This window comes from Roseimicrobium gellanilyticum (assembly GCF_003315205.1).
Classification (GTDB): Bacteria; Verrucomicrobiota; Verrucomicrobiia; order Verrucomicrobiales; family Verrucomicrobiaceae; genus Roseimicrobium; species Roseimicrobium gellanilyticum.
Genome location: NZ_QNRR01000006.1, coordinates 280355 through 306825, shown reverse-complemented (window position 1 = coordinate 306825; position 26471 = coordinate 280355). Strand labels below are relative to the sequence as shown.

21 protein-coding genes are annotated in these 26471 nt (G+C 60.2%); 11 read left to right on the top strand and 10 right to left on the bottom strand.

Features of this window, described 5'->3' with window-relative positions; all coding sequences use genetic code 11:
- Positions 1-29 precede the first annotated feature (29 nt).
- From DES53_RS18050 to DES53_RS18030, 5 genes are all read left to right on the top strand, one after another.
- A complete protein-coding gene (locus DES53_RS18050; RefSeq protein WP_113959685.1) occupies positions 30-1415 on the top strand; it encodes a Gfo/Idh/MocA family protein in 1386 nt (461 codons plus the stop codon).
- A 150-nt stretch (positions 1416-1565) separates the two neighbouring features.
- On the top strand, positions 1566-1805 hold the full coding sequence (locus DES53_RS18045; RefSeq protein WP_170157200.1) for a hypothetical protein: 240 nt from the start codon (positions 1566-1568) through the stop codon (positions 1803-1805).
- 102 nt (positions 1806-1907) lie between these two features.
- Positions 1908-2696: an SDR family NAD(P)-dependent oxidoreductase gene (locus tag DES53_RS18040; protein WP_113959683.1), complete on the top strand. Its 789-nt coding sequence runs from the start codon at positions 1908-1910 to the stop codon at positions 2694-2696.
- Positions 2697-2710: 14 nt separating this feature from the next.
- The gene (locus DES53_RS18035; RefSeq protein WP_113959682.1) at positions 2711-3046 is read left to right on the top strand and encodes a DUF2314 domain-containing protein; all 336 of its coding nucleotides are present in this window, start codon (positions 2711-2713) and stop codon (positions 3044-3046) included.
- 30 nt (positions 3047-3076) lie between these two features.
- Positions 3077-3715, top strand: coding sequence for a 3-keto-disaccharide hydrolase (locus DES53_RS18030; protein WP_113959681.1), 639 nt, complete (start codon positions 3077-3079; stop codon positions 3713-3715).
- A gap of 56 nt (positions 3716-3771) precedes the next feature.
- Here DES53_RS18030 and DES53_RS18025 read toward each other — a convergent pair whose 3' ends face one another.
- The 10 genes from DES53_RS18025 to DES53_RS17980 all read right to left on the bottom strand — a co-directional run bounded on the left by DES53_RS18025 (position 3772) and on the right by DES53_RS17980 (position 18030).
- Complete coding sequence (locus DES53_RS18025) at positions 3772-4176, bottom strand: hypothetical protein (protein WP_113959680.1); 405 nt, start codon at positions 4174-4176, stop codon at positions 3772-3774.
- 36 nt (positions 4177-4212) lie between these two features.
- Positions 4213-4560 (bottom strand): hypothetical protein, encoded by a 348-nt coding sequence (locus tag DES53_RS18020; protein ID WP_147263462.1) that lies wholly within the window; start codon positions 4558-4560, stop codon positions 4213-4215.
- Positions 4561-4674: 114 nt separating this feature from the next.
- Entirely contained in the window at positions 4675-6075 is a 1401-nt protein-coding gene (locus tag DES53_RS18015) for a DUF1501 domain-containing protein (protein ID WP_113959820.1), read from the bottom strand.
- 45 nt (positions 6076-6120) lie between these two features.
- Positions 6121-8913: a PSD1 and planctomycete cytochrome C domain-containing protein gene (locus DES53_RS18010; RefSeq protein WP_113959678.1), complete on the bottom strand. Its 2793-nt coding sequence runs from the start codon at positions 8911-8913 to the stop codon at positions 6121-6123.
- Positions 8914-8925: 12 nt separating this feature from the next.
- Entirely contained in the window at positions 8926-9597 is a 672-nt protein-coding gene (locus DES53_RS18005) for a GntR family transcriptional regulator (RefSeq protein WP_113959677.1), read from the bottom strand.
- Positions 9598-9658: 61 nt separating this feature from the next.
- Positions 9659-10762 carry a sialidase family protein gene (locus DES53_RS18000; RefSeq protein ID WP_211325596.1) on the bottom strand — a complete coding sequence of 368 codons (1104 nt, stop codon included), beginning with the start codon at positions 10760-10762 and terminating at the stop codon, positions 9659-9661.
- A 44-nt stretch (positions 10763-10806) separates the two neighbouring features.
- Positions 10807-12285, bottom strand: a complete 1479-nt coding sequence (locus DES53_RS17995) for a DUF1501 domain-containing protein (protein WP_113959675.1) — start codon at positions 12283-12285, stop codon at positions 10807-10809.
- Between the two features lie 8 nt (positions 12286-12293).
- Complete coding sequence (locus DES53_RS17990; RefSeq protein WP_113959674.1) at positions 12294-15323, bottom strand: DUF1553 domain-containing protein; 3030 nt, start codon at positions 15321-15323, stop codon at positions 12294-12296.
- Positions 15324-15395: 72 nt separating this feature from the next.
- On the bottom strand, positions 15396-16049 hold the full coding sequence (locus DES53_RS17985; protein WP_113959673.1) for a response regulator transcription factor: 654 nt from the start codon (positions 16047-16049) through the stop codon (positions 15396-15398).
- 1 nt (position 16050) lies between these two features.
- A complete protein-coding gene (locus DES53_RS17980; protein WP_113959672.1) occupies positions 16051-18030 on the bottom strand; it encodes a discoidin domain-containing protein in 1980 nt (659 codons plus the stop codon).
- 161 nt (positions 18031-18191) lie between these two features.
- Here DES53_RS17980 and DES53_RS17975 point away from each other — a divergent pair, with 161 nt between their 5' ends.
- The 6 genes from DES53_RS17975 to xerA all read left to right on the top strand — a co-directional run bounded on the left by DES53_RS17975 (position 18192) and on the right by xerA (position 26407).
- On the top strand, positions 18192-18605 hold the full coding sequence (locus DES53_RS17975; protein WP_113959671.1) for a BlaI/MecI/CopY family transcriptional regulator: 414 nt from the start codon (positions 18192-18194) through the stop codon (positions 18603-18605).
- Positions 18602-20353, top strand: coding sequence for a M56 family metallopeptidase (locus tag DES53_RS17970; RefSeq protein ID WP_113959670.1), 1752 nt, complete (start codon positions 18602-18604; stop codon positions 20351-20353). Before DES53_RS17975 ends, DES53_RS17970 begins: the two co-directional genes overlap by 4 nt.
- A 50-nt stretch (positions 20354-20403) precedes the next feature.
- Positions 20404-21951, top strand: coding sequence for a pectate lyase (locus tag DES53_RS17965; protein ID WP_113959669.1), 1548 nt, complete (start codon positions 20404-20406; stop codon positions 21949-21951).
- 5 nt (positions 21952-21956) lie between these two features.
- The gene (locus DES53_RS17960) at positions 21957-23984 is read left to right on the top strand and encodes a DUF1549 and DUF1553 domain-containing protein (RefSeq protein WP_113959668.1); all 2028 of its coding nucleotides are present in this window, start codon (positions 21957-21959) and stop codon (positions 23982-23984) included.
- Between the two features lie 42 nt (positions 23985-24026).
- Complete coding sequence (locus tag DES53_RS17955; protein WP_113959667.1) at positions 24027-25406, top strand: DUF1501 domain-containing protein; 1380 nt, start codon at positions 24027-24029, stop codon at positions 25404-25406.
- A gap of 92 nt (positions 25407-25498) precedes the next feature.
- Positions 25499-26407 (top strand): site-specific tyrosine recombinase/integron integrase, encoded by a 909-nt coding sequence (xerA, locus tag DES53_RS17950; RefSeq protein WP_113959666.1) that lies wholly within the window; start codon positions 25499-25501, stop codon positions 26405-26407.
- Positions 26408-26471 lie beyond the last annotated feature (64 nt).

The window sequence follows — 26471 nt, the reverse complement described above, 5'->3', positions numbered from 1 at the left end:
GGCAGCGCGTGCTCCCGTAGTTTCACGCCATGTCCTCTCCAGAGAACTCCTCCACGAATCCGCCGCTGACGAGCCGCCGCCGTTTCCTCTCTACTACGACAGCCACCGCGGCTGCGGCCTTCGGGTTCCAGATCGTACCCCGCCATGTGCTGGGCGGACCCGGGTACACCGCGCCGAGCGAGAAGCTCAATCTCGGCTGCATCGGCGTGGGTGGCCAGGGCGGTGGCGACATTGCGGATTTGTTCAGCACCGGGCTGGTGAACATCGCCGCGCTGTGCGATGTGGATCTGAAGCAGGGCGGCGGCACCATCAAGAAACATCCTGATGCCAAGCTGTACCGCGACTACCGCAAGCTCATTGAGGAGCAGAAGGACATCGATGCCGTGGTGGTGGCCACACCGGATCACGTACATGCGCCTGCCAGCATCCTGGCCCTGCGCGCCGGGAAGCATGTGTATGTGGAAAAACCTCTGGCGCACTCCATCGGGGAAGCCCGGCAGATGGCGAAGGTGGCAAAGGAAACTGGCCTGGTGACGCAGATGGGCAACCAGGGCCACGCTGGTGAAGGACTCCGCCTTACTCGTGAGTGGATTCAGGCAGGCGTGATTGGCAAGGTGACCGAAGTGCATGTGTGGTCCGACCGGCCCGGCAAGTTCTGGGACTCACAAGGCAAACCATTTCCGAAGGACACGCCCCCCGTGCCAGCGGATCTCGACTGGGACCTCTGGTTGGGGCCCGTAGCGACAAACAGGTCCTACCATTCTGAATATTGTCCGCGCAAGTGGCGTGGGTGGTGGGAGTTTGGTTGCGGCGCGCTGGGAGACATGGCGGTGCACAATGCAGACCCAGCCTTTTATGCACTCGATCTGGGTCAGCCGGACTGGGTGGAGAGCGAGCACGCGCCGAACAACAATGAATCCTTCCCCGAGTGGAGCATCATCACGTATCACTTCCCTGCGCGCGGCGAGCAGCCGGCAGTGAAGATGGTGTGGTACGATGGCGGCAAGCTTCCTCCCAAGCCACCTGGCATGGAGGCTGAGCGCAATCTTGGTGACAACGGCATCTACTTCGTGGGTGACAAGGGTGTCATCCTCGCCGGTGGATGGTCGGGGACACCTCGCCTGGTGCCAGAGGCTCGCATGAAGGAATTTGTCATGCCAGCGAAGACCATTGCGCGCTGCACCGTGGGACACCGCCGCGAGTGGGTTGAGGCGTGCAAAGCAGGCAAGCCCGAGGCCGCGCATTCAGGTTTCCACTATTCCGCACCCTTCACGGAAGCGCTCCTCGTGGGTCTGCTCGCGGTGCGCTTTGGAAAGCGTATCGAGTGGGATGCGGCCAATCTCAAGGCCACCAACTGCCCCGAGGCGGAATCAATTGTGCACAAGGTGTATCGCCAGGGATACGGAATCGCCTAATTCAGAGGTCTCCTTGCTGTGTTGTACGCCTTCCTGCTGATTGCCGTCTCAGTCGGGACGGTCATTGCGTATCTGACATTTCGTAGCTGCCTGAAGCCACATGGTTCGGCTGCACCCTTGTGGATGCAGCCGGCCGGCAATCAATTCTCCATGGTGGAAGTGACCACGCGCGCTTTCCTCACGGAGTTCGGCGTGTATGAAGATGCGGACGGGAAGCCGCTTTCCGTCAGCAAGGAACTGCGGATCCCGCCGGGAACCTACGCGCGATTTCTAGATGACCTTCGAGTCGACCATGGGTTCTCCATCTCGGGCTCTGATGCCGAGGACGTGGACAGCTTGCAGGATTTGATTGCGTTGCTTACCAAGCGCCACTTCCCACAAGGAGCTTGAAATGAGTGCGTGACGGCTTCCAGAGGCGAGCCCACCCAAGAAAGGGAACCGTCCTTCGCTGGCGACCGCGCGTACCCATCGGAACAACCCAACTTCCGATCCATGAATCTCGACCTCAGCAACTCCACCGCACTTGTCACCGCCTCTTCGGGAGGCATTGGCCTGGAAATCGCCCGCTCTCTTGCCCGCGAAGGTGCGACGGTGATTGTAAATGGGCGCTCCCAGTCTTCCGTGGATTCCGCGATCGCCGAGATCAAGGGAACGGTGCCTGATGCGAAGCTGAAGGGGCTGGTGGCGGACAATGCGACGGCGGAGGGTTGTGCCGAGACCATCCGGCAGTTCCCCAAGGTGGACATCCTGGTGAACAACCTGGGCATCTATGAAGCCGTGGGTTTTTTTGAGGAAACGGATGAGGCATGGTTGAAGCTCTTCGAGGTGAACATCATGAGCGGCGTGCGCTTGGCGCGGCATTACCTGAAGGAGATGCTCAACTCCAATCACGGCAGGGTCATCTTTATCTCCAGCGAGTCCGCCGTAAATCCGGCGCCTGAAATGGCCCACTACAGCGCGACGAAGACCATGCAGCTCTCCATCTCACGGAGCCTCGCGGAACTCACCAAGGGAACGAAGGTCACTGTGAATACCGTCATGCCCGGCTCCACGAAGACGGAGGGGGTGATCAAGTTTGTGCAGGATGTGTTTCCCGGGCTGCCGTATGAGGAGGCGGAGAGGAAATTCGTGTCGGAGAACCGTCCCACTTCCCTCATTCAGCGGCTCATCTCGCCGGAGGAGATTGCCGATTTTGTCACCTTCGTCTGTAGCTCGAAGGCTTCGGCCATCAATGGCGCGGCGTTGCGTGTGGATGGTGGCATTGTGCGGAGTGTGGTGTAGAGGTGGAGCACACGATGCGCCCCGAAGACTATCCCTTTCCCCTCTGGGACGAAGACGGGTTTGAGCTCCGACTTCTGGAGGAATCAGAGCCCGGTGTCGCCTCGGACGAGGAGCGGTTTGGTGCGGAGCCGGGGGACATGGTAAAGCTGATTTTTCGCTACAAGGACCCGGTGAGAAACTCCGGCAGCTTTAACGCGGAACGCATGTGGGTTGAGATCGTGTCTTTCGGCGAAGGCTGTCTCGTCGGCCGACTGGACAACAATCCGCAATACACGGACCTGCTGAAGTCCGATGACACCATCTCGTTTCACCCCAAACACATTTTATGTTTTTGGGACCCGTCAGCATGATGTTTCATCGGAGAGCGTTTTGTCTCTCCCATGAAATTCAAGACTACCCTCTGTGCTCTCCTCCTGTGCTCCTCTGTCGCAGTCGCTGAGGAGGGCTTTGTCGATCTTTTCAACGGCAAGAACCTCGATGGCTGGTTCGTCGAGCCTGCCAATCCTGCGGTGTGGACCGTGAAAAAGGGCGAGCTGGCCCGGTCACCGCAATCCAGCTATCTGTGGACGAAGGAGACGTATGGCGACTTCATTCTGGAGATGGAATTCAAGGTCACACCTGGCTGCAACAGCGGCCTCTTCTTCCGCACGGATCCCAAGAACCCGGTGCAGGGCGGCTTTGAAATCCAGATCATGGACTCCTTCGGCAAGGAAGCGGGCAAACATGATTGCGGCGCCCTGTATGATGCCAAAGCTCCGGCGGTGAATGCGGTGAAGAAGGCTGGCGAATGGAACACATTCCGACTGGAGCTGAAAGGCCCAAAGCTGGTGTGCCTCATCAATGGCCAGAAGGTGCAGGACCTGAGCCTCGAGGACTGGACCACTGCGGAGAAGAACCCCGATGGATCGCCGAACAAGTTCAAGACGGCACTGAAGGATCAGCCGCGTACAGGTCATCTTGGCTTCCAGGACCACGGTCACGACGTGTGGTATCGGAACATCAAGATCAAGAAGCAGTAGTCGTTGCCAGGGAACACCGTGAGCCGTCCATGGATCGAAGGGGTCCGGGGCGGCTCTTACTTTTTCCAGATCACGACCTCGTTGTCCGCAAGCTTCCCGAGTTTATCGGAGCGGCTGAGTTCCAGCCAAAATTCCTTGCCATCAAACTGGAAGATCGCCGGGCCGATGTCGCCTGTACCCGAGGACCACGAAACGGTCTTTGAGGCGCTGCTGCGTGACACCTCGAAATCGTGATACAGGAAGCCTCGTGGGTAGGTGGAGGATGATACTTTGCGTGTGCCGACGTATTTCAACTCGAAATCGGGGAAGGTGATGGGAGATCCTTTGCTGAACTTCACCTTCGTGCCGTAACTGGCACTCCCACCCTTGCCCGCGGCACATGCAGGCATCGCGAAGGTCGCCATGCCGAGGGTCAGGAAATGCCGCCGGGTGCAACCGAAGTGGGAGAGGAGAGTCTTCATGTGGAAAGAGTGCGGACTGCTTGCAAGGATCGCGGTTCACATCTTGACCACGATCAGTTCATCGGACTTCAGCTTACCGGCCGTGCCCCCGTGATACAGCATGAGCTGGAAGGTGTTTCCACGAAACTTGAACTGGCGTGGCACAATGAGCCCGGTGCCCGAGGTCCACGATACGGTGTCGGAACGTGCGCCTTGCGAAACTCGAAAGTCCTCAAAGGTGAAGCCAGGCTTGAATACCTCGGACGACTCCTTTCTCCTGCCGATATAGGTGAGATCAAAATCCGGGAAATGGAGAGTGGCCCCTTTGGAGTACTTAACCTTGGAACCATATGATTGGGCAGACGGTTTCACGGCGGCGTACGCAGGCATTCCGAGAGCAGCCATGCAAGCCTGAATCCAGACCCGGCGGGTCAAGATTCGGGATAGGGATGGCTGCTTGAAATGCATACCATCTTTATGTGCATGCAAAGCACGATGTGACGGAAGCCTCGAGAGAAGCTACGTCAGCAGCGCCTTCACCACCTCGCCGTGTACATCTGTCAGTCGGAAGTCACGGCCTGAATGCCGGTACACCAACCGGGTGTGATCGATTCCCAGCAAGTGCAGCACGGTCGCCTGGAGATCATGCACATGCACACGATCCTTCACCGCCTTGAATCCGAAGTCGTCCGTAGCGCCATACACCGTGCCGCCTTTCACGCCGCCACCTGCGAGCCACATGGTGAAGCCATGGTTGTTGTGGTCGCGTCCCGCCGTGGGTTTCACGGCGGCATCCTGGGTGAGTTCAACCGTGGGCGTGCGACCGAATTCGCCGCCCCAGATGATGAGCGTCTCGTCAAACAATCCGCGCTGCTTCAAATCCGTGAGGAGGGCCGTGATGCCCTGGCAGCTCTCCGCCGCGAGCTTGCGATGCTCCGTCTCGATGTTGTTGTGACTGTCCCAGGGTTGCAGCGTACCATGCCACACCTGGACGAAACGCACGCCACGCTCGATGAGCCGGCGCGCAATAAGCATCTGTTTTGCCTGTGGTGTATCACCATACATCTCCCGCACATGGGCGGGCTCCCGGTCGATGTCGAAGGCATCCGTGGCAGCCGTCTGCATGCGGAAGGCGGTCTCGAAGCTGTGGATGCGTGCCTCCAGCACCGGTTCATGCCGTGTGGAGAGGTGACGGCGATTGATGCGCTCCACGAAAGAGAGCTGCGCGCGTTGCTCGTCTGGATTGAGCACGGGGTTACGCAGGTTTTCGATGAGATCCTGCGGCTTGCGATCCTGGGTCTCGATGTAGGTTCCTTGGTAGGATCCGGGCAGGAAGGAGGATTGCCAGTTGTCCGCACCAGCTACCGGCATGCCTTTGGGCACGAGCACCACGAAACCGGGCAGGTTTTGGTTTTCCGTGCCGAGGCCGTAGGTGACCCAGGCGCCAATGCTCGGTCGCGCCATGATGCTGGCGCCACAATTCATGAGACGCAGTGAACTCTCGTGAATGGGCACGTCCGTATGCATGGAGCGAATGACACACAGGTCATCCGCATGCCGCTCCGCGAGGGGAGCGAAAAGTTCACTCACCTCCATGCCGCTTTGGCCGTAGCGTTGGAACTTGAAGGGCGAAGCCAGTGCGGCGCCAGTGGGTCGCTCGGTGGCAAAGTGAAGCGGCAGCCGCTGGCCATGGTACTTCGTCAGTTCCGGCTTCGGGTCGAAGGTATCCATCTGTCCCGGGCCGCCGTTTGCGAGGATCTGGATGACGTATTTCGCCTTTCCCGGGAAGTGGGGTTGCTTCGCCGCGAGTGGATGCGGTTCCGCCGTCCCAGCGAATGCGTTCTGCTGATGCAGCAGCGAGGCGAGCCCAAGCATGCCAAAGCCGGCTCCGCAGCGATGCAGCATCTCGCGGCGGGTCATCATGGAAGCTGGAGGGGGCGTGCTCATTTTGAAGGGAAGGGTGTATCAATCCACGAAAACGAACTCATTCGAGAGCAGCAGCCCTTGCGCGAAGCTCTCCCACTTCCGGCGGCCTGCAGGTTCGCTGAGCCGTGCGCCATTGAGGAACTGCATCGAAGCCTCCAGCTCCACGTTGTCGGGGTTCCTGCTCAGGATGATCTTGAAGACGGTGCGGATACGATCTGTATCCGTGGCTGCAGCCAATACATCTTTGCGTTTCACCAGTGCCACCGTGCGCTCACGTACAAAGGGGTTGTTCATCATGTACAGCGCCTGCAGCGGCACGAGTGTTTCGCTGCGTCGTGAGATGGAAGTGTCAGGATTGGCGACGTCGAAGTTTCTCAGCAACGCGGGAATGCGGAAGCGATCCGTGTATCCGTACAATGCACGGCGGAGGTTTCCGTTGTTGAGTGCCTGACTGCGCCCGCCGTGGCGTGTGTCGAGCTGGCCGGAAGCCTGTAGCAAGGCATCGCGCATGGGCTCGAATTCCAGCCTGCGCGGAGACACGCGCCACAGGAGACGGTTGGAGGGATCCTTGGCGAGTCCATCTGTATTTGCGATACTGCTCTGCTGCCAGGTTGCCGATGTGAGGATGTAGCGATGCAACGCCTTCATCGACCAGCCATGGGTGATGAACCATGAAGCGAGATGATCGAGAAGCTCCGGATGCACGGGCTTTTCACCCATGACGCCGAAGTCATCCGTGGATGCTACCAGGCCATTGCCGAAGTGGTGTTGCCAGACGCGGTTCACAATCACACGGGCCGTCAGCGGATTGCGGGGATTCGCTATGGCTTCGGCCAGTTGCAGGCGTCCGTCATCGGCATATGAGCGCGAGTCCACTTCAGAGAGCACACTGAGGAAGCGTCGGGGAACAGGAGTGCCGGGGCGCTTCATGTCGCCCCGCACCAGCACGCGTGGATCCATGGGTTTTACGGAAGCCCGCACCGACATGGCGCGCTCCACGGGTGCCGTGGCTTCGAGCGCGCTCAACTTCGTCAGAATGGCGGTGCCAGCTTCCGCTTCACGTCGATGTACGAGGCGCTTCTCGGTGAGGAAACGTGGAATATCCTCCGCGATTTCTTCACGATTGGCAGGCGGCACTGGAGAGTCCGGCCCATAGACCAGGTCGACAATAATTTTGGCCTCGGCTGTTTCTGACTTCAGCGCTTCTTGAATGAGCTGACCGTAAACATCCGCCACAGCCAGCATGTCTGTGGGTGTGGCACCTGAAAAGTAGCGCACAATCCATGGATGGTAGGCGGCGGGAGTACTCCGCATGTTTTCAAAGAGGCTTTGCACCTTCTCTGCAAATCCTTCGCGAGGCAGCGTCATGCACTGATGCCAGAGCTTGAAGAAAGGCTCGCCAGAAGCCTTGCTCTTTTCCAGCAGTGCTTCCCAGCGCGGAGGCGCCTGGTAGAAAAGCAGGCCGGAGGGGGTGTCGAGCGGGATGTAGCCCTCCGTGGTGCGGTGATTCGAAGAAGAACGCACGATGTACCGGAGGTACTCCGTGGCCATGGTGCGGAAATGTGCCTTGGAGTTGGCGAAGCACTGGTCGACATGCGCTTCCCAGTCGCGAAGAAGCTGCTGCCGCTTTTCCAGATAGGGCTTCATCGCTTCGTCGCTGACGTTACCATGTCCAACCTGTGGCAGATCGATGGGTTGCTCCACACTGCCGAGGATGCCCGCGAGGGAATAGTAGTCCGCCGTGGGCACCGGATCGAATTTGTGATCATGGCATCGGGCGCAGGCCAGGGTCATGCCCATGAATCCACGACCCACGACATCGATGCGATCGTCGATCACCAGCATGGGACCATCAGCATTGGAGCGGAATTGCCGGCCCACGGTGAGAAAACCCAGGGCGCGCAAGTCCCCATTGGGAATGCGGTCCGCCGCAAGCTGCTCCAGAATCATGCGATCGAATGGGACATCCGCGTTGAGTGCATCCACCACGTAGTCACGGTAGGTGTGGGCAAAGGGAATGCGGCGCTCGCCGTCGACGGACTGCTCGATGGTGTCCGCGTAGCGCGTGACATCGAGCCAGTGCCTCCCCCAGCGCTGGCCATATTCTGGACGGGCGAGCAATTCATCTACCAGTCGCGTGTATGACTGGGGATCTTGATTTGCGGCAAAGGTTTCTACTTCTTCGAAGGAGGGAGGGACGCCCAGGAGGTCGAAGTACAAACGACGAATCAAGACGCGTGCATCAGCACGAGATGAGGCGCCCAGCCCTTCCTTCTGCAGCCGGGCATGGATGAACGCGTCGATGCTGTTGGAGGCCGCAGAGGCGTTTGCCATGGCAGGAACGGCCGGTGTCTGCATGGGTTGGTAGGCCCAGTGCTTGCGTCCTGCTTCCACGTCGATGCCCTTCTTCGCATGAGTGCTGACGACGCTGCTCACACGGGGATCCGGCGCTCCCATGGACACCCATTTCTCCAGTACAGCGATATCTGCCGCGGGGAGCTTCTCGCGAGGTGGCATCTTCAGGGCATCATCCACGTGGCGCACCGCGCGAATGAGCATGCTTTTCTCAAGGCTTCCCGGCACCAAGGCAGGCCCGCCTTCACCACCCGTTTGCCATCCACTTCTGGAGTCGAGCACCAGACCGCCCTTTGCCTTGCCACCGGTGTGCGAGTGACATTCAAAGCACCGGCGTTCCAGCACGGGCCGCACCTCCTTTTCGAAGAAGGCATCGCCGGAGGCTTGCTCATCTGCCGCGGCAGCCAGAGGTGCGAGGCATGCTCCCACGCCTGCACTCACGCTCCACAACAGCCAGTGATGGATGGTCCTGCGCATGATGCTGCGAAATTATGCCGACGGCAGCTCTCCCGGTGAGGGCAGCCATTCCCTCCAGCCAACGATGTGCTGTCGCGTAATCTTTTCTGCCGCGGCGGGTGTTTCTCCGCGGAAACATTCCAGCATGCGAGTGTGTGCCTCGACCGTCGTCTGGCGCGTGGCATGGGTCTGCGTCTGGTGATTGCGGTGCAGTCGGGAGAGCCAGAGCTCCAACTCAGGCCGCAGCGACTTCCACAGACGCACCAGCCGGGGCTGGAGCGAGGCTTCAAGAATGATCTGGTGAAAGTCGAGGTCCAGCGAGGTCACATCCCGAAGAGTCTTCGCGTGGGATGTTTCCCGGATGTTCTGCTCCAGCAAGCTTGCGTCTCCCTTCAGCTGGGCGGCGGCGAACCTGGCAGAGAGCGGTTCCAGGGCGAGGCGCAGGAGAAAAAGCTCCTCAAAGTCCTGCGGCGTGAGGTCCTTTACATAGGCGCGGCCCGTGGTGCTGAACCCAATGAGCCCTTCACGCTCCAGCATGACCAACGCCTCACGCACTGGCACCCGGCTCACCCCGAGTTGCTTCGCCACCGCCGCCTCTGCGAGTCGTGTGCCGGCAGGCGTGATGCCGTGGATGATGTCCTGCCGCAGGCGCTGGGCAGTTTCATCGGTGAGGGTGCGTGGGGACGTGGGGACGTCGTGAAACATGGGCCGGAGAGGATGGTTGAAACGGTATACCGTTTGGATTGCCCCTCTCTTTCACAACCCGCTATTTTTTCTCCGCAGGGGGCGCCCAGATGGCCACGCCCATGTGGTAACCATCGTGTTCTGGCGCTTTGCGCGAGTAGTAGGCAGTCACGATCTTTCCATCAGCACGCTGCACGCTGGCAGGGTAGCCACAGTCGCCTTCGTCACTGCGCATCACACGAATGGGGGCGCTCCAGGTCTTGCCTTCATCGCTGCTGAACTTGGCGCGTACCCCACGCTGTCCTTGCACACGGACGCCGTAGCTCAGTACGAGACGGCCATCCTTGAGCCGCATGAGGTGGCCATTGATCTCATTGCGAGCGGTCACGCGTTGCGGCGAGCTCCAGGTAACGCCATTGTCCTCGGAGATGAACAGCTCCATGGCATCGATGCGCGCGGCTGCCATCCAGCGCTTGCCGCCGAGTGGGAAGATGTCGGTCTCGTTGTGCTTCGGTCCGATGATGGATACCGCTTTCCAGGTGCGACAGTCGTCCTCACTGCGAAAGTACCAGGACTCGTAGCTGGCGATCTTGAAACTCTTCTCCGGGCTCGCGAGCTTGCCCCGATAGCATGAGGTGTGCAGTGCGCCGTCTTCGCCGACCCAGATATCGCCAAAGGGAATATGGTGGGACCAGCCTGCATCTGTCCCGGGGAATGCGACGCTCTTCGTCCATGTCCTGCCGCCGTCACTGGAGCGCATCACCCAGTTGCTGAGCACGGCGTCGCGAAACGGATCCTGCTTAGGGCGCTCGGGTTGCTTCACATTCGTCCAGCCCGAGCACAGCACGATCAGATCTCCATTCTTGGCGAGACCTGCCGCGTGATTCATGCGGATGGTGTCTGGTTCGTGCTGGGTGATCACGCTGCGTTTCTCCCACCCGGTGCCGTCCTTGCTGGCCCAGCATTCCACATCACCCTCCATCTGTCCGTGGGAGGGTTTGTTGTGCAGCACTGCCACGATGCTTCCGTCCTTCATCAACGTGAGGTTGGGCCAGGCGCATACATCCTTCACTGCGACCACGCGCTGGATGTCAGAGGGCTCTTGCTCCGCGGGCACCGAAGTTTCTTGGGCCATGGACCACACTGAGATATCGAGGCACGACAGGAGGAGGAGGCAGCGCTTCATGTGGGCAATACGCCGCCGGACCTCCATGTTTTCCCGCAAAGATTTCAGGCGAGCAGCTCACGAATCACATGCCCGTGTACATCCGTGAGACGTCGGTCGATGCCATTGTGTCGCACGGTGAGTTTCTCGTGGTCGATGCCCAGGAGATGCAACATCGTCGCATGGATGTCATAGACCAGCGTGGGGTTGGCGCGATCGAGCGGCTTGTAGCCCCACGGATCGCTCTCACCATGGGTGATCCCGCCCTTGATGCCGCCACCGCAAAGCCAGTTCGTGAAGACGTAGGGATTGTGGTCGCGTCCTCTGCCACCTTGAGTGCTGGGCATGCGGCCGAATTCGGTGGTCCAAAGAATGAGGGTGTCCTCCAGCAGGCCGCGTTGCTTCAGGTCGCGGATGAGTGCGCTTACCGCCTTGGCCATGCCCCAGGCGAGAGGTCCGTGATCGCGCTCAATGTCTTCATGCGAGTCCCAGTTGCGCCGGGGGAAGCCATTGTCATTGCCACTCCAGATCTGCACAAAGCGCACCCCGCGCTCGACCAATCTCCGCGCCGCGAGACACTTGCGTCCCATGATGTCCGCCTCTTCCTCGGGATTGATCTCGGATGGCCACGCACTTCCGCCATCGCGAATGCCATACATTTCGCGGATGTACGCGGGCTCGCGGGAGATATCGAGCGCCTCGGGAGCGGCGAGCTGCATCTTGGCAGCCAGTTCATAACTGCGGATGCGCGATTCCAGGCGGGCATCGTCTTCGCGGAGCACGGCGTGCTTCTTGTTCAGCTTCGCGAGCAGGGACAACCCCTCCGCATCGGAGCTCGGGGTGATGTAGCGGCCAGACTTGTGTGGAAAGAGGTCCGAGATGGGAGTCTCCGCGCCGGGGTAGATCACCGTGCCTGCGTGCTGTGAGGGGAGGAAGGCAGCGTCCCAGTTCTTCGGGCCATTGGAAGCAAAGCCGCGATGATCCGGAAGCACGACAAAGGCAGGCAGATTTTCGCTCAGCGACCCAAGGCCATAGCTTACCCACGCGCCCATGCCGGGGAAGCCGGGGAGATTGAATCCCGTGGCCTGGAGTAGGGTGCCTTGCGAATGCACCCCGGTCTTGCCCACCAGATTGTGCACAAAGGCGATGTCATCGATGCAGTCTCCCAGCGGCGCCACAGCATCGCTGATCATCTTTCCGCTGCGTCCATAAGGGCGGAAGTCCCACACTGGTTTCTTCCACGGACCAAGCCCGTTTTGAAATGCCTCGACTTGCTCCCCAAAATCCGACGCTTCTCCGTGGCGCTTCACCAGTTCGGGCTTGTAATCAAAGAGATCGATGTGGCTCGCGGCGCCGGCCATGAAGAGCTGGATGACACGACGCGCCTTGGGCGGGCGAGTGGCTGCGGCTCGAGGTGACGCGGCGAAGAGTCCTTCACTGCCCATCAAGGACGCGAGGGCGATGCCACCGAATCCCTGGGCACAGGTCGAAAGAAGCTCACGGCGTGTGAGGTGTCGTCTGGGATGGGATTGGGGGGCAGTCATGGTGTGAGTCAGTCCACGAAGTTGAACTCATTCAGATTCATGAGAAGGCGGCAGAGGTTGGCAAACCCGTGCTGCCGGACATAGGCAGAGAGTGCCTGCATTTCCTCAGAAGTGGCAGGCCGTCCCAGCGCCAGGGAAACGGCTCGCCGAATCTGTGCTTCAAGAGTGGTCGCTTCGTGCTGGACCCGATTCGCAAAGTGGTCCGCCATGGCCACGGTGAGACCGTTGTTCAGAAGGGCCAGCGCTTGCAGGGGACTGATGGACTCATTGCGCTTGTCCACTCGCATGGAAGGATCCGCACAATCCAGCGTGGTCATGAAGGGCTGCTGCTGGGAGCGCACGATGAAGCGGTAGATGCTTCGCCGATGCGACTTGGGATCGTTGGGGTCGTGCAGGTTGTATTCGTAGTGTGGCGAGTGTTGCGGCTTCTCGATAACAAAGTCCTGGAAACTGGGGCCACCCATGGTGAGGTCGAGCTCTCCAGAGATGGAGAGCACCGTGTCTCTTACACACTCCGCATCCAGCTTGCGCCGGTTCTGTCTCCAGAGGAGTTGATTGTCGCCGTCACGAGACGCCATGATGTGCGAAAAGGGGGACTCCGAAGCCTGGCGATACGTGTGGCTCATGACGATGAGCTTGTGCAGTTGCTTGAGCGAGCCCTGCATATCATCGCGAAAGGAAACGGCCAGCCAGTCCAGAAGCTCCGGGTGGGTCGGCTTCGCTCCCATGCGCCCGAAGTCATTCGGTGTATCCACCAACGCGCGCCCGAAGTGATGCTGCCAGACACGATTCACGATGCTGCGCCAGGTGAGGGGATTGTCGCGAGCGGTGATCCAGTCTGCCAGCGCAGCACGACGTGCGCCTTCAGTGGAGGCATCCGGAAATTGAAAGCGGGCTGCGAGGTGAAATTGGTTCGAGATGGCCGTGATGGATCCTGGCCCCACTTCCTGGGCAGGCGTTTTTACATCTCCACGTTTTAGAAGATAAATGGGTCGCGGCTTGCCACCGCTGGAGCCCGTGCCTGCAAAGGCGCCGGTGCCGTGATGGATGGTCCCTGCGTACACCACATCTGGCTTGGGGAATGTTGCGAGTGCCTTGGTCGTTTCAGTGCGCTTTTGCTTTGTCTCTGCCAGTTCTTCGTGAAGCGCCGTGTCACCAAGTGTCGCCAGCAGTTCCTCTCTTTCTTTTTGAAGGATGGCCAATGCACCGGAGTCATCCACCACTGGCGAAATGGCATCGACCAGATTGGCTTTTCTCCATCGTGGTGGCGCTTCGATGGAATCCAGTGCAGTGACCGAAGCACCTTCCGCCACGTTCTTGCCCGCGGTGTCATGTGCTTGCACCTCTGCGAGCGCGAAGATGTAGTCGTCCTTGCGCGGTGCGAGCTTTGTGGCGGTGACGCGCACATAGCGAGCGGTCGTTCCATTGGCTGGAATGGTGATGGGAGTGGTGCCAGGTGAGGCTGCGTCCTTGTCCTCGTACGAGGCGAGCCGGATCACACTCTTCTGAAAGGCCGGATCATCGGAGGCTTCGACGCGGTAACGCAGCGGAAAACCGAAGCCGGCTCCAATACCATTGAAGTCATCGTAGCAGGGTCGCATTGCAATCCTATCCAGCACGGCACTGTGGCCCAGATCCACCTGCACCCATTTCGTCGCCTCTTGAGCGGATGAGATGGCACTGTGATAGCCGAACTCGGTGCGCAGGTTCCCTTTCCCGAGTTGCCTCGAGGCTTCCATGCGTCTGTCAAGGTTGACCAGTGCCTCCCCTCCCAGACTCTTCAGCTTGTCCTCCAGCCGCTTTTGTTTCTCCGCCAGGGTTTGCTGAGCTGCTTCGAGGTCATTGAACTGCTTTGTCAGCCGATCATCCGCGAAGTATTTCCGGTCCGCGCGATCCAGGGCCGAAAAGACTGCCTGCAGTGCATAGTAGTCTTCCTGGGTGATGGGGTCGAACTTGTGATGGTGGCACTGGGCACACCCGACCGTGAGCGAGGTGAAGGCGCCCATCGCATTCTGCACCATGTCATCGCGGTCGAGGTGACGGGCAATCTTGCCATCGATTTTCGACTCCGGGACCTCGGCGTGACCAATGAGATCCCACGGACCCGCCGCGATGAAACCCAGCGCCACGATGCCATCAACCGTGCCGGGATACAGCACGTCCCCTGCAATCTGTTCCTGCACGAATCGTGCATAGGCGCGGTCTTCATTGAAGGCGCGGATCACATAGTCGCGATAGGGCCACGCGTTAAGGCGGAGCTTGTCCTTGTCATACCCGTGTGTCTCTCCGTAGTGTGCCAGATCCAGCCAGTGTCGTGCCCAGCGTTCACCATAACGCGGGGATGCCAGGAGGCGATCCACGAGTGCTAGGTAGCTTCTTTCCCGCTCGGCAGGGTCTGCGGAAGATTGCTCCCGTGTGAATGCAGCCACTTCCTCAGGCGTGGGCGGCAGGCCGATGAGATCGTAGTTCAAGCGGCGAATCAAGGTGTGCGCGTTCGCTTCGGGCGCAGGCGTGGCGTCGTATTCACGAAGCCTCGTCTGGATGAAGGCATCGATTGCGTTCCTGCTTATGCCGGGTGCGCCCGCTGTGCTCTGCTTTGGCACATCTGGTAGTGTCAGCGGTTTGAACGCCCACCAATCCATCCGGTCCTCCACCTTGGCGGTATCGATACCATCCGGCCACACAGCACCTTCATCCAGCCATCGCTTGATGGTGGCAACCTCCGCCTGGCTCAGTGCGTTTCCCTTCCCCTTGGGAGGCATTTGGACCTTGTCATCCATGCCGCTGATGAAGCGGTAAAGCGGGCTCTCCGTGCTCTTGCCCGTCAGCAGGTTGGGCGCGTGGCCATCGCCACTGGTGAAGGCCTCCTGCCTCACATCCAGCCGGAAGCCGCTCTTCTGTTTGTCTGCGCCGTGACACTCGTAGCAGTGCTTCTCGAAGATAGGCCGCACGTCCCGCACGAATTCCACCGGTGTCGCCGGGAGACTGGTGGACAGGAGTACGAGCAGGCTCGGAATGGCAGGGACGGCACGAAGCATCACCGTCCATTAACGGACTTTCTGCTGCGTTTTCATGCCACGCGTCCGCGTGACAGGTTGCTACCCCCTCCCTTAAACCAACCCTTCCTTCAGCGCCTTCGCGACGGCGCCGGTGCGGGTGTTCACCTCCAGCTTCTCGTAGATGCGGCGCAAGTAGGTATCCACCGTGTGCACGCTGAGTTGCAGGCGATCGGCGATTTCCTTCTTGATGAGACCTTTCACCATGTGCTGGAGGATTTCCTTTTCGCGCTCGCTCAGACCATAGTCCGCCTTCTTGGGCGCCAGCCGCGAAAACATCTCAAGCACGCGCCGCGCGATGCGTGGATTCATCGGAGAACCTCCAGCCAGCGCATCATGGATGGCCTGCACGATGGCATCCGCACCGGCAGTTTTCAGAAGATATCCGGACGCTCCCGCGCAGATGGCTTGGAAGATTTTCTCGTCGTCCTCGAAGACGGTGAGAATAATCACCAGCGTATGCGGACTGCGTTCGCGGAACAGGCGAATGCCCTCCAGCCCGCTCATGCCTGGCAGTCCTACATCCAGCAGGATGACATCGGGCTGTTCCGCTTTGGAATCTGCCAGAGCTTCGAGCGCCCGCTCGCAAGAGTCAAACGCTGCGGAGCAATGCAGCGCAGCCTCCGCATTGAGCACCTTTGCCAACGTTCGCCGGAAGGGAACGTGATCTTCCACAACCCAGATGTGCTTCGTTTCCGTGGACTCCATGTCAGGCAAGCTGTGCGTTGAGGGTGATGGTGGTGCCGCTTCCAGGCACGGTGGCAAGTTCCATGCGTCCGTGCAATGCCTCCGCGCGATGTTTCATGTTCGCCAGTCCGCTGCCATCAGACTTGCGTGCTGCATCAAAGCCGTGGCCGTTGTCGTGAATGCTCAAGTCAAAGGCATGGTCATGCCATGCCACGTTCACGCGCACTTCCGTGGCGTGCGCGTGACGCGCAATGTTGTGCATGGCCTCCTTGAAGAAGAGGAACACATGCCGGTGAAACTCCAGAGGTGCTGCTCGATCCAGGGCGGGCTCTTTCACCTGCACGTCCCAGTCGATGCCGTGAAGTTGGGCGGTGGCACTCTCTCGCAGGGCCTGCATAAGCCGCAGCAGGGAGGGCTCACCCTCCTCTCGCACAAGCCACAAGATGCCACGCATGGACTCCGCTGCCTGCTTCGCGGCGCGTTGCATCTCGTCCAGTGCAGCACGCGTGTCTTCATCGAGATCCTTCTGACGTAGCGCCAGTTCACCGGCGAGGGAGATGCTCCCGAGGTGGCTGCCCACTTCATCATGCAGGTCGCGCGCGATGCGCTCGCGCAAGGCTTCCAGTTCGCGACGCCTTGCCTGACGTCCGCGTTGCATCAGTGCCAGTCCCGTGACCGCGGCAGACATCACCAACGTACCTCCGACCCACAAGGCGCGTTCGTGGGCCAGGGCCAGAGCGGCCGTGCGCCCGGAGTCCAGCTTGATGAGTTCTTCTTCAAGCTTCACCCGCCCGGCGAGTTCCCGGTACCATGAGAGTGGATCCACCAGGCCTCCTTGCGCCACTTCACCATCGACCAGCCGGGTGCGATTCCATGAGCCGGTACTGGTCTCATCGAGGAATGTGACGGGCGCGCCCATCGCGACATTCCTTCCCGAAGACATCACTTCCAATTCCGCCAGGGCGAAGACGAAGTCCTCGTTGCGCTGCCAAAGTTGAGTGGCGGTGAGTCGCACATACCGCCCTTTCAGTTGACTCGTGCGGAAGGTGACCACGTTATCCGCAGGGTTGGCAAAATCCGCGTCCGTGTGATCCGCGATCACCTGCGCGTTGGTGAAGGTGGCATCGTTCGAGGACTCCAGTCGAAAGCGACGCGGAAACCCAAACCCCGGCCGATCTGGAAAATCAGGCGGATGCGCCGGATACAGGCGCACCTCTTCAATCGGTGTGCTGCTGCCCAGATCCACCTGCACCCATTTGGCTGTGTCCGCCAGGGGCGAGATGCCGCTGTGCCAGCCATTACCTGGGGGTCGACTCGGATTGAGTATCGCCGGAATGCCAAGCGCCGTCCAACCATCCACGAGGTGAGTGGCCGACCATGTCGGTGGAGTGTCGAGGGATCTTGTGGAGGTCACGGCCGCGTGCAGCGCGACGTTCACACCTTGAGAGAAGACCATCAGCTCTCCGAGGCAGAACATGTAGCGGTTCTGGCTGCGAAGCTGGCGCGCGAGCCGGTTGGCACTGAAACGCACGTATCTCGCGGTGATGCCTTTGCCATCCGCGACGCATGGCGCCACGCGTGAAGGCTGCTCCTGTCCCGTGCCATCGAAGAGAGTCACGGATTCGGTGAACTCGGCATCCCGCGAAGCATCGATGCGGAAACGTGCAGGCCATCCGTACGGGCCGGCGCCCTCGCTGGTCGCGCCGAAGTATGCCGGAATCACTACCACCTGATCCACGGGCACCTCTTTGCCAAGGTCCACTTGCACCCAGCGGACCGCATCTTCCGTGGAGGAAAAGCTGCTGTGAAATCCCGCATGCTCATGCGCCTGCGGCGGGGGCAGGGGAGGCAATGATGCCAGGCGAGCGTGTGTGAGGCTGCGCCAGTGATCGATGGAGGCGAGGTGCTTGTTGAGCAGGGTCCACACCTCAGCGACCGCTGATGAGGGGGACATCAACAGGAAGAGAATCAGCCAGGGAAACGTGGTGCGGAGGCTCGCCATCTGCAGAGTCACAATACAACCTGCCGGAGAAAGTCTTGCCAAGCGGCCACGTACCACCCGCCGTGCCTCTTTTTGTCGAAAGTGCAAAAAAGCCCTTGCCCACCGATTACACTTGTGATTTCATCCCTAATATTACGAGCGTAATCAAAACGTCCTCACGCATGCCCTCGCCCCGTTCCAAGTCTGCCACGACGAAATCCGCCCCCACCATTCCTTCCATCTCCGATGCAGAGTGGGTGGTCATGACGGAATTCTGGCGCCTCGCTGAAGCTACTGCGAAGCAGATCGTCGCGGCCCTGGAGGGGAAGCAGCACTGGAAGCCGCGCACGGTGCAGTCGCTGATCAATCGCTTGGTGCAGAAGCAGGCGCTCGGCTTCCGGCAGGAGGGACGTGAGTACATCTACCGGCCACTCGTGGGGGAAGCACAGTGCGTGCATGAGGCGAGCAAGACTTTTGTAGACCGTGTATTTGGAGGCCGGCTCGCCCCGTTGCTGGCCTGCTTCCTCGAGCGTGAGGAGGTCACGCCGAAGGAAATCGAGGAGATGCGTCGCTTGTTGAAAGGAGATCAGAAATGAACCTGCCAGACTCGCTCACCTCAGGCCTTGTGACCGCAGCCACCTGGGCGTGGAATACCTCGCTCATCATCCTGCTGCCTGCTCTGGTTGTTTTGCTTCTTGGACGTTGGCAGAGTTTTCCGGCGCGCTGGCGCAGTTGGCTCGCTGCCATTGTGGTGGTGCGTTTGCTGTTGCCGTGGGTGCCGGAGGTTTCGTGGAGACCCTCGTTGGAAGTGCCGCTGCAGCATGCGCAGGTGGCCCCATTGACGCAGCGTAGTGAGGTGTCGCTGCCGGTGGAGATGGTCCCCATTCACCAGGGATTGCCTGACGAGGGAGTCGCGGCTGAGCGCGGACATGCGTTAAGTGAAACAACTGCGGTTCATGAAAGGGCCTTCGCCATGCCTTCACTGTGGTCGATGGCGGTGTGGCTCTGGCTCGCAGGCTTGGTGAGCGTCGCTGCATGGATCGTGTATTCGCATGTAGTCTTGCACCATTTGATTTCCCGTCATCGCACACGCACGGACACAGGTCTTTTTCGTGAACTGGAGTGGTGCCAGCAACGCATGGGCGTGGCAAAGGGCTGCGGTCTCTGGACGGTGCGCGGCCTGCCTACCATGGCTGTGCATGGGTGGCTGCGCCCGGTCATTCTGGTGCCGGAGGGCTTGAGCGAGCGATTCAGCGCCGAGGAGATTCGCGGGATGTTCCTGCATGAGCTTGCCCATGTACGCCGTGGCGACCTGATCTGGGGCCGTGTGCTGCTGGCGGTGTGCGCACTGCATTGGTTCAATCCACTTGTGTGGTTGCTGGCCCGCCGCATGCGGGCAGATGCGGAGCTGGAGTGCGACCGCATCGCGCTGGAGAAGCTCAGCCACACGCAGCGTTCGCATTATGGCGAGGCGCTGTTGAAGACTTTGGAAAACAGCCTCGCAAGCGTGCCTGTGCCTGCGGTGCCGTTCTTCCGTCACACCAAGGAAATCCAAACTCGCATCCAAATGATCGCACTGCCCCGCTCCTCTGCTGTGGCCCGCTATGCGGCCCTCTTGATTGTGCCTGCACTGGCCTGCCTCACTTTCACCACTGCCAGCGCAGATCCTGATGGCCAGCCAAGGAGCACGGAAGAAAAGTCCAAGGGTGATGGCGAGCAGGCAAAAACCGGACCTCGTGATGGCGAGGCGAAAAAGGATGGACCTCGGGATGGCGAGGCAAAGTCGACCGGCCCCCGGGATGGCGAGGTCAAAAAAACGGGCCCACGAGACGGTGAAGAGAAAAAATCCGGACCTCGCGATGGGGAGGAAAGGAAGACCGGCGCCCGCGACGGCGAAGGCAAGCGAGAAGGTGTGCGCGACGGGGAAGCCAAGAAGACCGGCCTTCGCGACGGAGAAGGGCAAAAGAAAGGACCCCGCGATGGTGAGGGAAGGAAGGAGGGCATGCGCGACGGGGAAGGCTCCACCAAGCGTGGCGCCCGAGATGGAGAAGCTGCCAAAAGTGGTCGCGATGGGGCTGAAGGTCAGGCCGTGGTGCTGCTCGTGACTGACAAGGGTGAACAGGTGAAGATTGGCAATGAAACCATTCCGGTGGGCAGGCTGCGTGGTTATCTCAGTGAGCATGGCGCCGGGATGACGCTCCAGGTGCAGGCTGATGCGGACGTGCCTGACAAGGCAGTGGCTGAGGTGATTGATGCGGCGCGTGACAACAAGGTGAAGGTGGTGTCGTCCAGAGACGGCAGGGAAGGTCGCGGCACGAAGAGTGCGAGCTCCGAAGAGCGTTAAGGGAGCTGACGCTGCGGCAATGCCGACCGATTTCTTCTCCTCGCACTTCCATGCGCCAAGGATCACCAGCGTTTGCATTGCCGCTGCTTCTTGCAGCGCTTTTCTATGGGAGCGCCGCAGCTTGCGCGGCGCCTCCCACGCGCGACAGCGTCACGCAGGCGCTGAAACGCGCGGTGGCTTTCTATCACCAGAAGGCGGCATCGCACGGTGGTTATGTGTACCGGTATAGTGCGGACTTCACGCTGCGTGAGGCGGAGGGCATTCCTGCTCCGGACACCATCTGGATTCAGCCTCCGGGCACACCGGCGGTGGGAGACGCGTTCCTTGAAGTGTACTTGGCGACGGGCGATGCCACCTGCCTCAAGGCGGCGACGGATGCCGCGCATGCGCTGACACGCACACAGCTTGCCTCCGGAGGCTGGGATTACTCCGGGCACTTTGCCGAAGGCACCCGTACCAAGGTGCTCTACCGCCGTGATGCGAGTGGAAAACTGCTGGACCGTGGCAATTCGCCGAGCGGTGAGTCTGGCTGGCACATCTGGCGTGAGCGCAAGTACAAGGACACGAACTACTCCACACTGGATGATGATGTGACGCAGAGCGCCGTGCGTCTGCTGGTGCGCGTGGATCAGGCGCTCGAGTTCAAGGATGCGGAAATTCACGAGGCCGCCCTCTATGCCCTGGATGCATTGGTGAAGGCGCAGTATCCATGCGGTGCGTGGTCGGCGAGTTTTGACGTCTATCCGGCCACATCTCCAGACGCCACACGCTATCCCGTGAAGCAGGCGTCCTATCCAGCCACGTGGTCGCGCACCTGGACGAAGGACTTCACCGGTTGCTATGTCACGAATGACAACATGCATGCCACGTTGATCCGCACCCTGCTGCTTGCGGGACAGACGTACAAAGAGCAGCGCTACCTCGAGGCGGCGAAGCGTGCCGGTGATTTCCTGCTGCTGGCTCGCATGCCCGAGCCACAGCCGGCCTGGGCGCAGCAGTATGATGCAAATATGCAGCCCGTGTGGAGCCGTGCCTTTGAGCCGCCGGCCATCAGTGGACGCGAGTCTCAAGCCGTGATGTGGTCACTGCTCACGCTGACGGCGGCCACAGGAGAAAAGAAGTATCTGGAGCCCCTGCCCGCCGCCATCAGCTACTTGGGCAAGTCGAAGTTACCGGAGGGCAAGCTGGCACGCTTCTACGAACTTCAGACGAACAAACCGCTGTACTTCAAACGTGGCCCTGGAGGCAAGGGGCACGAGCTCACCTACGACGATGATCGCACCGCCTCGAACTATGGCTGGAAGTGGGAGCCGGAACTCGACGCGATTCAGCGTACCATGCAGCGGCTGCAGGCTGGCGGCGTGGCGCCGGGGTTGTATCAGCTTCCACCGCTCACCACGCCCACGGATGCGGAGGCCGGCGAAATTCTTGCGAGCATGAATGCCGAAGGCGCCTGGGCAGAGGCGAAGGATGATCGGGGCATCATGAGAAATGCAGAAGGGAAGAAGACCAGCCCTCCCGGTGGCGTGCTGCATAGCGAGACTTTTGTGAAGAATGTCCAGCAGCTCTGCCTCTGGCTGAAATCCAAACCACGCTGATATCCATGCATGCGTCCTTGTTTCTGAAGGTGACCAGAGTGGTGACCGTGATCCTTCTGCTGGCGTCATCGTCCACCGTGGCTCGTGATAAAGAAGCGGTGTCGTGGGCCTTCCGCCCGTTGTATCGTCCGGCGACGCCGACGGTGGAGCATGAAACCTGGGTGCGTGATGACTTGGATCGCTTCATCCTCGCGAAGCTCACGGAGAAGAAGATTTTGCCGAATCTGGATGCGGACCGCACGGTCCTGCTGCGGCGTGCCACGTTTGATCTCACGGGTTTGCCACCCACGGAGAAAGAGCTGGAAGATTTCCTGCGGGATCCGGCCAACGATGATCAAGCTTTCGCGAAAGCGGTGGATCGCCTGCTGCAATCGCCGCGTTTTGGCGAGCGCTGGGGCCGCCACTGGCTGGATGTGGTGCGCTATGCGGACAGCGTGGGTCGCACCATGAATGCCGCATTTCCCTTCGCGCGACGGTACCGCGACTATGTGATCGACGCTTTCAACAAGGATAAGCCATACAATCGTTTCATTGCGGAGCAGATTGCAGGAGACCTGCTGCCTGCAGCCACACCGCAGGAGAAGTCGGAGAACACCATCGCCACCGGCATGCTCACCATGGCCTCGCTGGATCTCTCGGATGGCGGCGAGCTCTTCCGCATGGATCAGGTGGACGATCAGATTGATGTCACCACGCGAGCGTTCTTCGGTCTCACCGTGGCTTGCGCACGTTGCCACGATCACAAGACGGATGCCATCACCCAGCACGACTACTACGCGCTCGCGGGCATCTTCTACAGCAGCGAGACCTGGCAGGGTCAACGGCCCAAAGGCGACCTCGGTGCGAATGGCTATGTAGATGTGGATGCCCTGGTGCGCGTGCCCGCAGCGGGACCGATGGTGGCATCAAATAGCAGCAAGGGAAGCGTCGCATCGTCATCCAGTGGTGGCAGCTCTGCGGGAGGTGCTGACGACAGCGGCATGATGGACATGCAGATGAACAACGGGCGGTACCCCGTGTTCTTCCGCTATGATGCCACGCGTGCCATGGGGCTGGCCGAGGGTGAGCCGACGGATTGCCCCATCGCCATCAAAGGTGATGCCTATGATCGGGGGGAAGCGCCCAAGCGAGGTGACTTGCAGATTCCCATGCTGCCAGCGCTGCCGGTCATTTCAGGGAAAGCCAGCGGACGACTGGAACTCGCGAAATGGATTGCCACACCCAATCATCCGCTGACCTCACGCGTCATGGTGAATCGCATCTGGCAGCATCTCTTTGGCCGGGGCATCGTGCGCAGTGTGGATGACTTTGGACGCACCGGGGAGGAGCCCACGCATCCGGAACTGCTGGATCATCTCGCGGTGCGCTTCGTGGAGAATGGCTGGTCCGTGAAGCAGATGATCCGCAGCATCATGCTCAGTCGCACCTATCGCCTCAGCAGCAAGGGTGATGCTGCCAGGGAAGAGCTCGATGGCGCCAACGACTACTTCTGGCGGATGAACCTGAGGCGGCTGGAGATGGAAGCCATTCGTGATTCCATGTTCTTCATGGCAGGTGAACTGAACCTGGAGAGACCGGAGGGAACGCAAGTAGCTGGCTACGGAGGAAAGGGGAAAGAGGCGCGGTTGCGCAGTCTCACCCCGGATGATGAACCCTGCCGCGCCGTGTATCTGCCGGTTTTGCGGTCACTGCTCACTCCGATGCATGAGACATTTGATTTCCCGGATCCCAGCCAGATCAAGGGATTGCGTGAGGTCACTACCGTGGCACCGCAGGCCTTGTTCTTCCTGAATGGGGAACTCTCCGCCTCACTGGCGCGGGCTGCGGCGGAGCGTCTGCTGGAAGAAGAGCACAAGGACGATGCCGCACGTGTGCAAGCCGCCTACGTCCGCATTCTTGGACGCAAGCCGGATGCCTCGGAGATCACAGCGGCCCGCGATATGATGAAGGCACTTGATGCCACAGGCACCGCCCGGTGGAGCATCTTCATCCAGGCGCTCATGAGCAGCGCCGAGTTCCGCTATCTCCTGTAGCACGCTCTGAAATTTCAAATCTCAAATTTGAAATCCACGCCCATGAACACCTGCTCAAACATCTCCCTGGCGACCACGCGTCGTGGCTTCCTGCAGAGCACCAGTGCCGGATTTGGCTGGCTGGCATTTTCTGCGCTCAATGGCTGGCAGCTTCAGGCAGCGGAGCAGAAGGCCGGTTATGTCAATCCCCTCGCACCGAAGAAGCCACATCATGCTCCCAAGGCGAAACGTGTGATCTTCCTCTACATGCAGGGAGGCCCCAGCCATCTCGACACCTTCGACTGGAAGCCGGAGATCGCGGATCGTGAAGGCGGGCCCAGTGGTGCGATTCTGGGCTCTCGCTTCAAGTTCGAGCCCCGCGGCAAGAGTGGCCTCATGATCTCCGAGGCGTTCCCGGAACTCTCGAAGCATGCCGATGAGCTGTGCTTGTTGAATGGTTGCACCACCCGCACGCCTTCGCACCAGCAGGCCACCGTCGCGCTGCATACTGGGAATGAGATGTTCGTGCGTCCTTCGCTGGGCGCGTGGTCGGTCTATGGCCTCGGTACAGAGGCACAGGATCTGCCGGGCTTCATCACCATTGACCCTCCGCATGATCAAGGTGGCGCCATGAACTATGGTTCCGCCTTCCTTCCAGCCACCTACCAGGGCACACGCATCAGCGGAGGCCAGCGCGGCCTGCCCAATCTGGACCCGCTGCTCACCTATGAAAATCAGCGCACTCAGGTGGACTTCATGCAGAAGCTGAATCGTCGCCTGCTCACTCAGCACGATCCTTCCAACCCGGAATTGGAAGGCGTGATCCAATCCATGGAGATGGCCTGCCAGATGCAGACTTCCGTACCGGGCGTGCTCGACCTCTCCAAGGAACCGGATTCCATGAGTGCTCTGTACGGTCTCGACAATGCAGCCACCGAACGCTTTGGCACACAGTGCCTGACGGCGCGACGTCTTGCCGAGAAAGGCGTACGCTTCATTCAGATCACCCACACCGGGTGGGATCATCACAACAACCTGCGGCAGAACCTTGGTAGCCGGGCCGAGTCCATCGACAAGCCCATCTCCGGCCTCATCGCGGATCTGAAGCAGCGGGATATGCTAAAGGACACCCTCATCCTGTGGGGTGGCGAGTTCGGCCGTACGCCCAACGATGACAAGGGTGATGGCAACGGTCGCGGTCACAACGCCACCGGCTTCACCATGTGGATGGCCGGCGGCGGTGTAAAAGGCGGCATGCGCCATGGTGCCACGGATGAGACTGGAAAGGCAGCCGTGGAAGGCAAGATGGACACCCACGATGTCCACGCCACCATCCTGCACCTCCTGGGGCTTGATCACGAAATCCTCACTTACAAGTACGCGGGCCGCGACTTCCGCCTCACGGATGTGCACGGGCGTGTGGCCATGGAGATTGTTTCCTAGAACATGCCGTACCACGCGAAGTCTCCATTCTCTTTGCTGCTTCGCTGCTTTGCGTTAATCCTTCCCGTGGCATTCACGCGAGTGCCACGCGCATGCCCCTCGAGCCCGACTCCCTTACGGAACGCTTCCTCACTTTCATGGAGGTGGAGCGGAATGCGTCACCGCGCACACTGGAGAACTACCGGCACGCGCTGGATACCTTCCGCAAGGATCATCGCGGATTCACCTCATGGGAGGCCCTCGCCGCAGATGATTTCCGGCGCTACCTGTTCGAGCAGATGAAGGCTGAACTGGGCCGCGCCACCATCCGGCTGCACTTCGCGGCCCTTCGTTCCTTCTTCAAGTTTCTCTCACGCCGTTGCGGGCTGGCCAAGAATCCGTTGCTGGAGGTGCAGCTTCCCAAGCAGGAGAAGAAGCTGCCGGTCACGCTCACGGTGAACCAGGTGACCTCCATGCTCGATCTGCCCATGGTCACTCCGAAGGAAAAGCAGGCTCCTGCATGGGCACCCGAGCGCGATGCGGCCATTCTTGAGATGTTCTACAGCACCGGCGTCCGCATCAGTGAACTCGCCGGTATGAACGTGGAGGACGTGGATGTGTACACCGAGACGGTGAAGGTGCTGGGAAAGGGGAGGAAGCAACGTTTCTGTCCCATGGGTGCGCCTGCAGTGACCGCAGTGCAGCGTTACCGCAGCAAGGCGGGGGTGCACGACGGTGCACTCTTCCGCAGCAAGGTGGGGAAACGCATGACGACCCAGGCCATCACCGACATCGTTAAAAAATACTGCCGTCTCGCCGGCGTGCCGGTGAAGGTGACGCCTCACAAGTTTCGTCACAGTTTTGCCACGCACCTGCTAGATAATGGCGCCGACCTCCGGAGTGTTCAGGAACTCCTGGGACATGCCAGCCTGAGCACTACGCAAATCTACACTCATGTGACCACGGAGCGCATGAAGAAGGTCTATGAAGGGGCGCATCCCCGAGCTAACAAAATTTCCTAGGTACAGCTAGGGGTCCCATTTTGGCTGCGTAGCGCATCCAATGGACCGGACGCTGCAACCTTGC

Coding starts and splice junctions, on each gene's coding strand:
- DES53_RS17995 (WP_113959675.1), bottom strand. CDS start 12,285: ATGACTGCCCCCCAATCCCATCCCAGACGACACCTCACACGCCGTGAG.
- DES53_RS18005 (WP_113959677.1), bottom strand. CDS start 9,597: ATGTTTCACGACGTCCCCACGTCCCCACGCACCCTCACCGATGAAACT.
- xerA (WP_113959666.1), top strand. CDS start 25,499: ATGCCCCTCGAGCCCGACTCCCTTACGGAACGCTTCCTCACTTTCATG.
- DES53_RS17975 (WP_113959671.1), top strand. CDS start 18,192: ATGCCCTCGCCCCGTTCCAAGTCTGCCACGACGAAATCCGCCCCCACC.
- DES53_RS17980 (WP_113959672.1), bottom strand. CDS start 18,030: ATGGCGAGCCTCCGCACCACGTTTCCCTGGCTGATTCTCTTCCTGTTG.
- DES53_RS17990 (WP_113959674.1), bottom strand. CDS start 15,323: ATGCTTCGTGCCGTCCCTGCCATTCCGAGCCTGCTCGTACTCCTGTCC.
- DES53_RS18025 (WP_113959680.1), bottom strand. CDS start 4,176: ATGAAGACTCTCCTCTCCCACTTCGGTTGCACCCGGCGGCATTTCCTG.
- DES53_RS17965 (WP_113959669.1), top strand. CDS start 20,404: ATGCGCCAAGGATCACCAGCGTTTGCATTGCCGCTGCTTCTTGCAGCG.
- DES53_RS18030 (WP_113959681.1), top strand. CDS start 3,077: ATGAAATTCAAGACTACCCTCTGTGCTCTCCTCCTGTGCTCCTCTGTC.
- DES53_RS18000 (WP_211325596.1), bottom strand. CDS start 10,762: ATGAAGCGCTGCCTCCTCCTCCTGTCGTGCCTCGATATCTCAGTGTGG.
- DES53_RS18010 (WP_113959678.1), bottom strand. CDS start 8,913: ATGCGCAGGACCATCCATCACTGGCTGTTGTGGAGCGTGAGTGCAGGC.
- DES53_RS18035 (WP_113959682.1), top strand. CDS start 2,711: ATGCGCCCCGAAGACTATCCCTTTCCCCTCTGGGACGAAGACGGGTTT.
- DES53_RS18015 (WP_113959820.1), bottom strand. CDS start 6,075: ATGACCCGCCGCGAGATGCTGCATCGCTGCGGAGCCGGCTTTGGCATG.
- DES53_RS17955 (WP_113959667.1), top strand. CDS start 24,027: ATGAACACCTGCTCAAACATCTCCCTGGCGACCACGCGTCGTGGCTTC.
- DES53_RS17970 (WP_113959670.1), top strand. CDS start 18,602: ATGAACCTGCCAGACTCGCTCACCTCAGGCCTTGTGACCGCAGCCACC.
- DES53_RS18020 (WP_147263462.1), bottom strand. CDS start 4,560: ATGGCTGCTCTCGGAATGCCTGCGTACGCCGCCGTGAAACCGTCTGCC.
- DES53_RS18050 (WP_113959685.1), top strand. CDS start 30: ATGTCCTCTCCAGAGAACTCCTCCACGAATCCGCCGCTGACGAGCCGC.
- DES53_RS18040 (WP_113959683.1), top strand. CDS start 1,908: ATGAATCTCGACCTCAGCAACTCCACCGCACTTGTCACCGCCTCTTCG.
- DES53_RS17960 (WP_113959668.1), top strand. CDS start 21,957: ATGCATGCGTCCTTGTTTCTGAAGGTGACCAGAGTGGTGACCGTGATC.
- DES53_RS18045 (WP_170157200.1), top strand. CDS start 1,566: ATGGTGGAAGTGACCACGCGCGCTTTCCTCACGGAGTTCGGCGTGTAT.
- DES53_RS17985 (WP_113959673.1), bottom strand. CDS start 16,049: ATGGAGTCCACGGAAACGAAGCACATCTGGGTTGTGGAAGATCACGTT.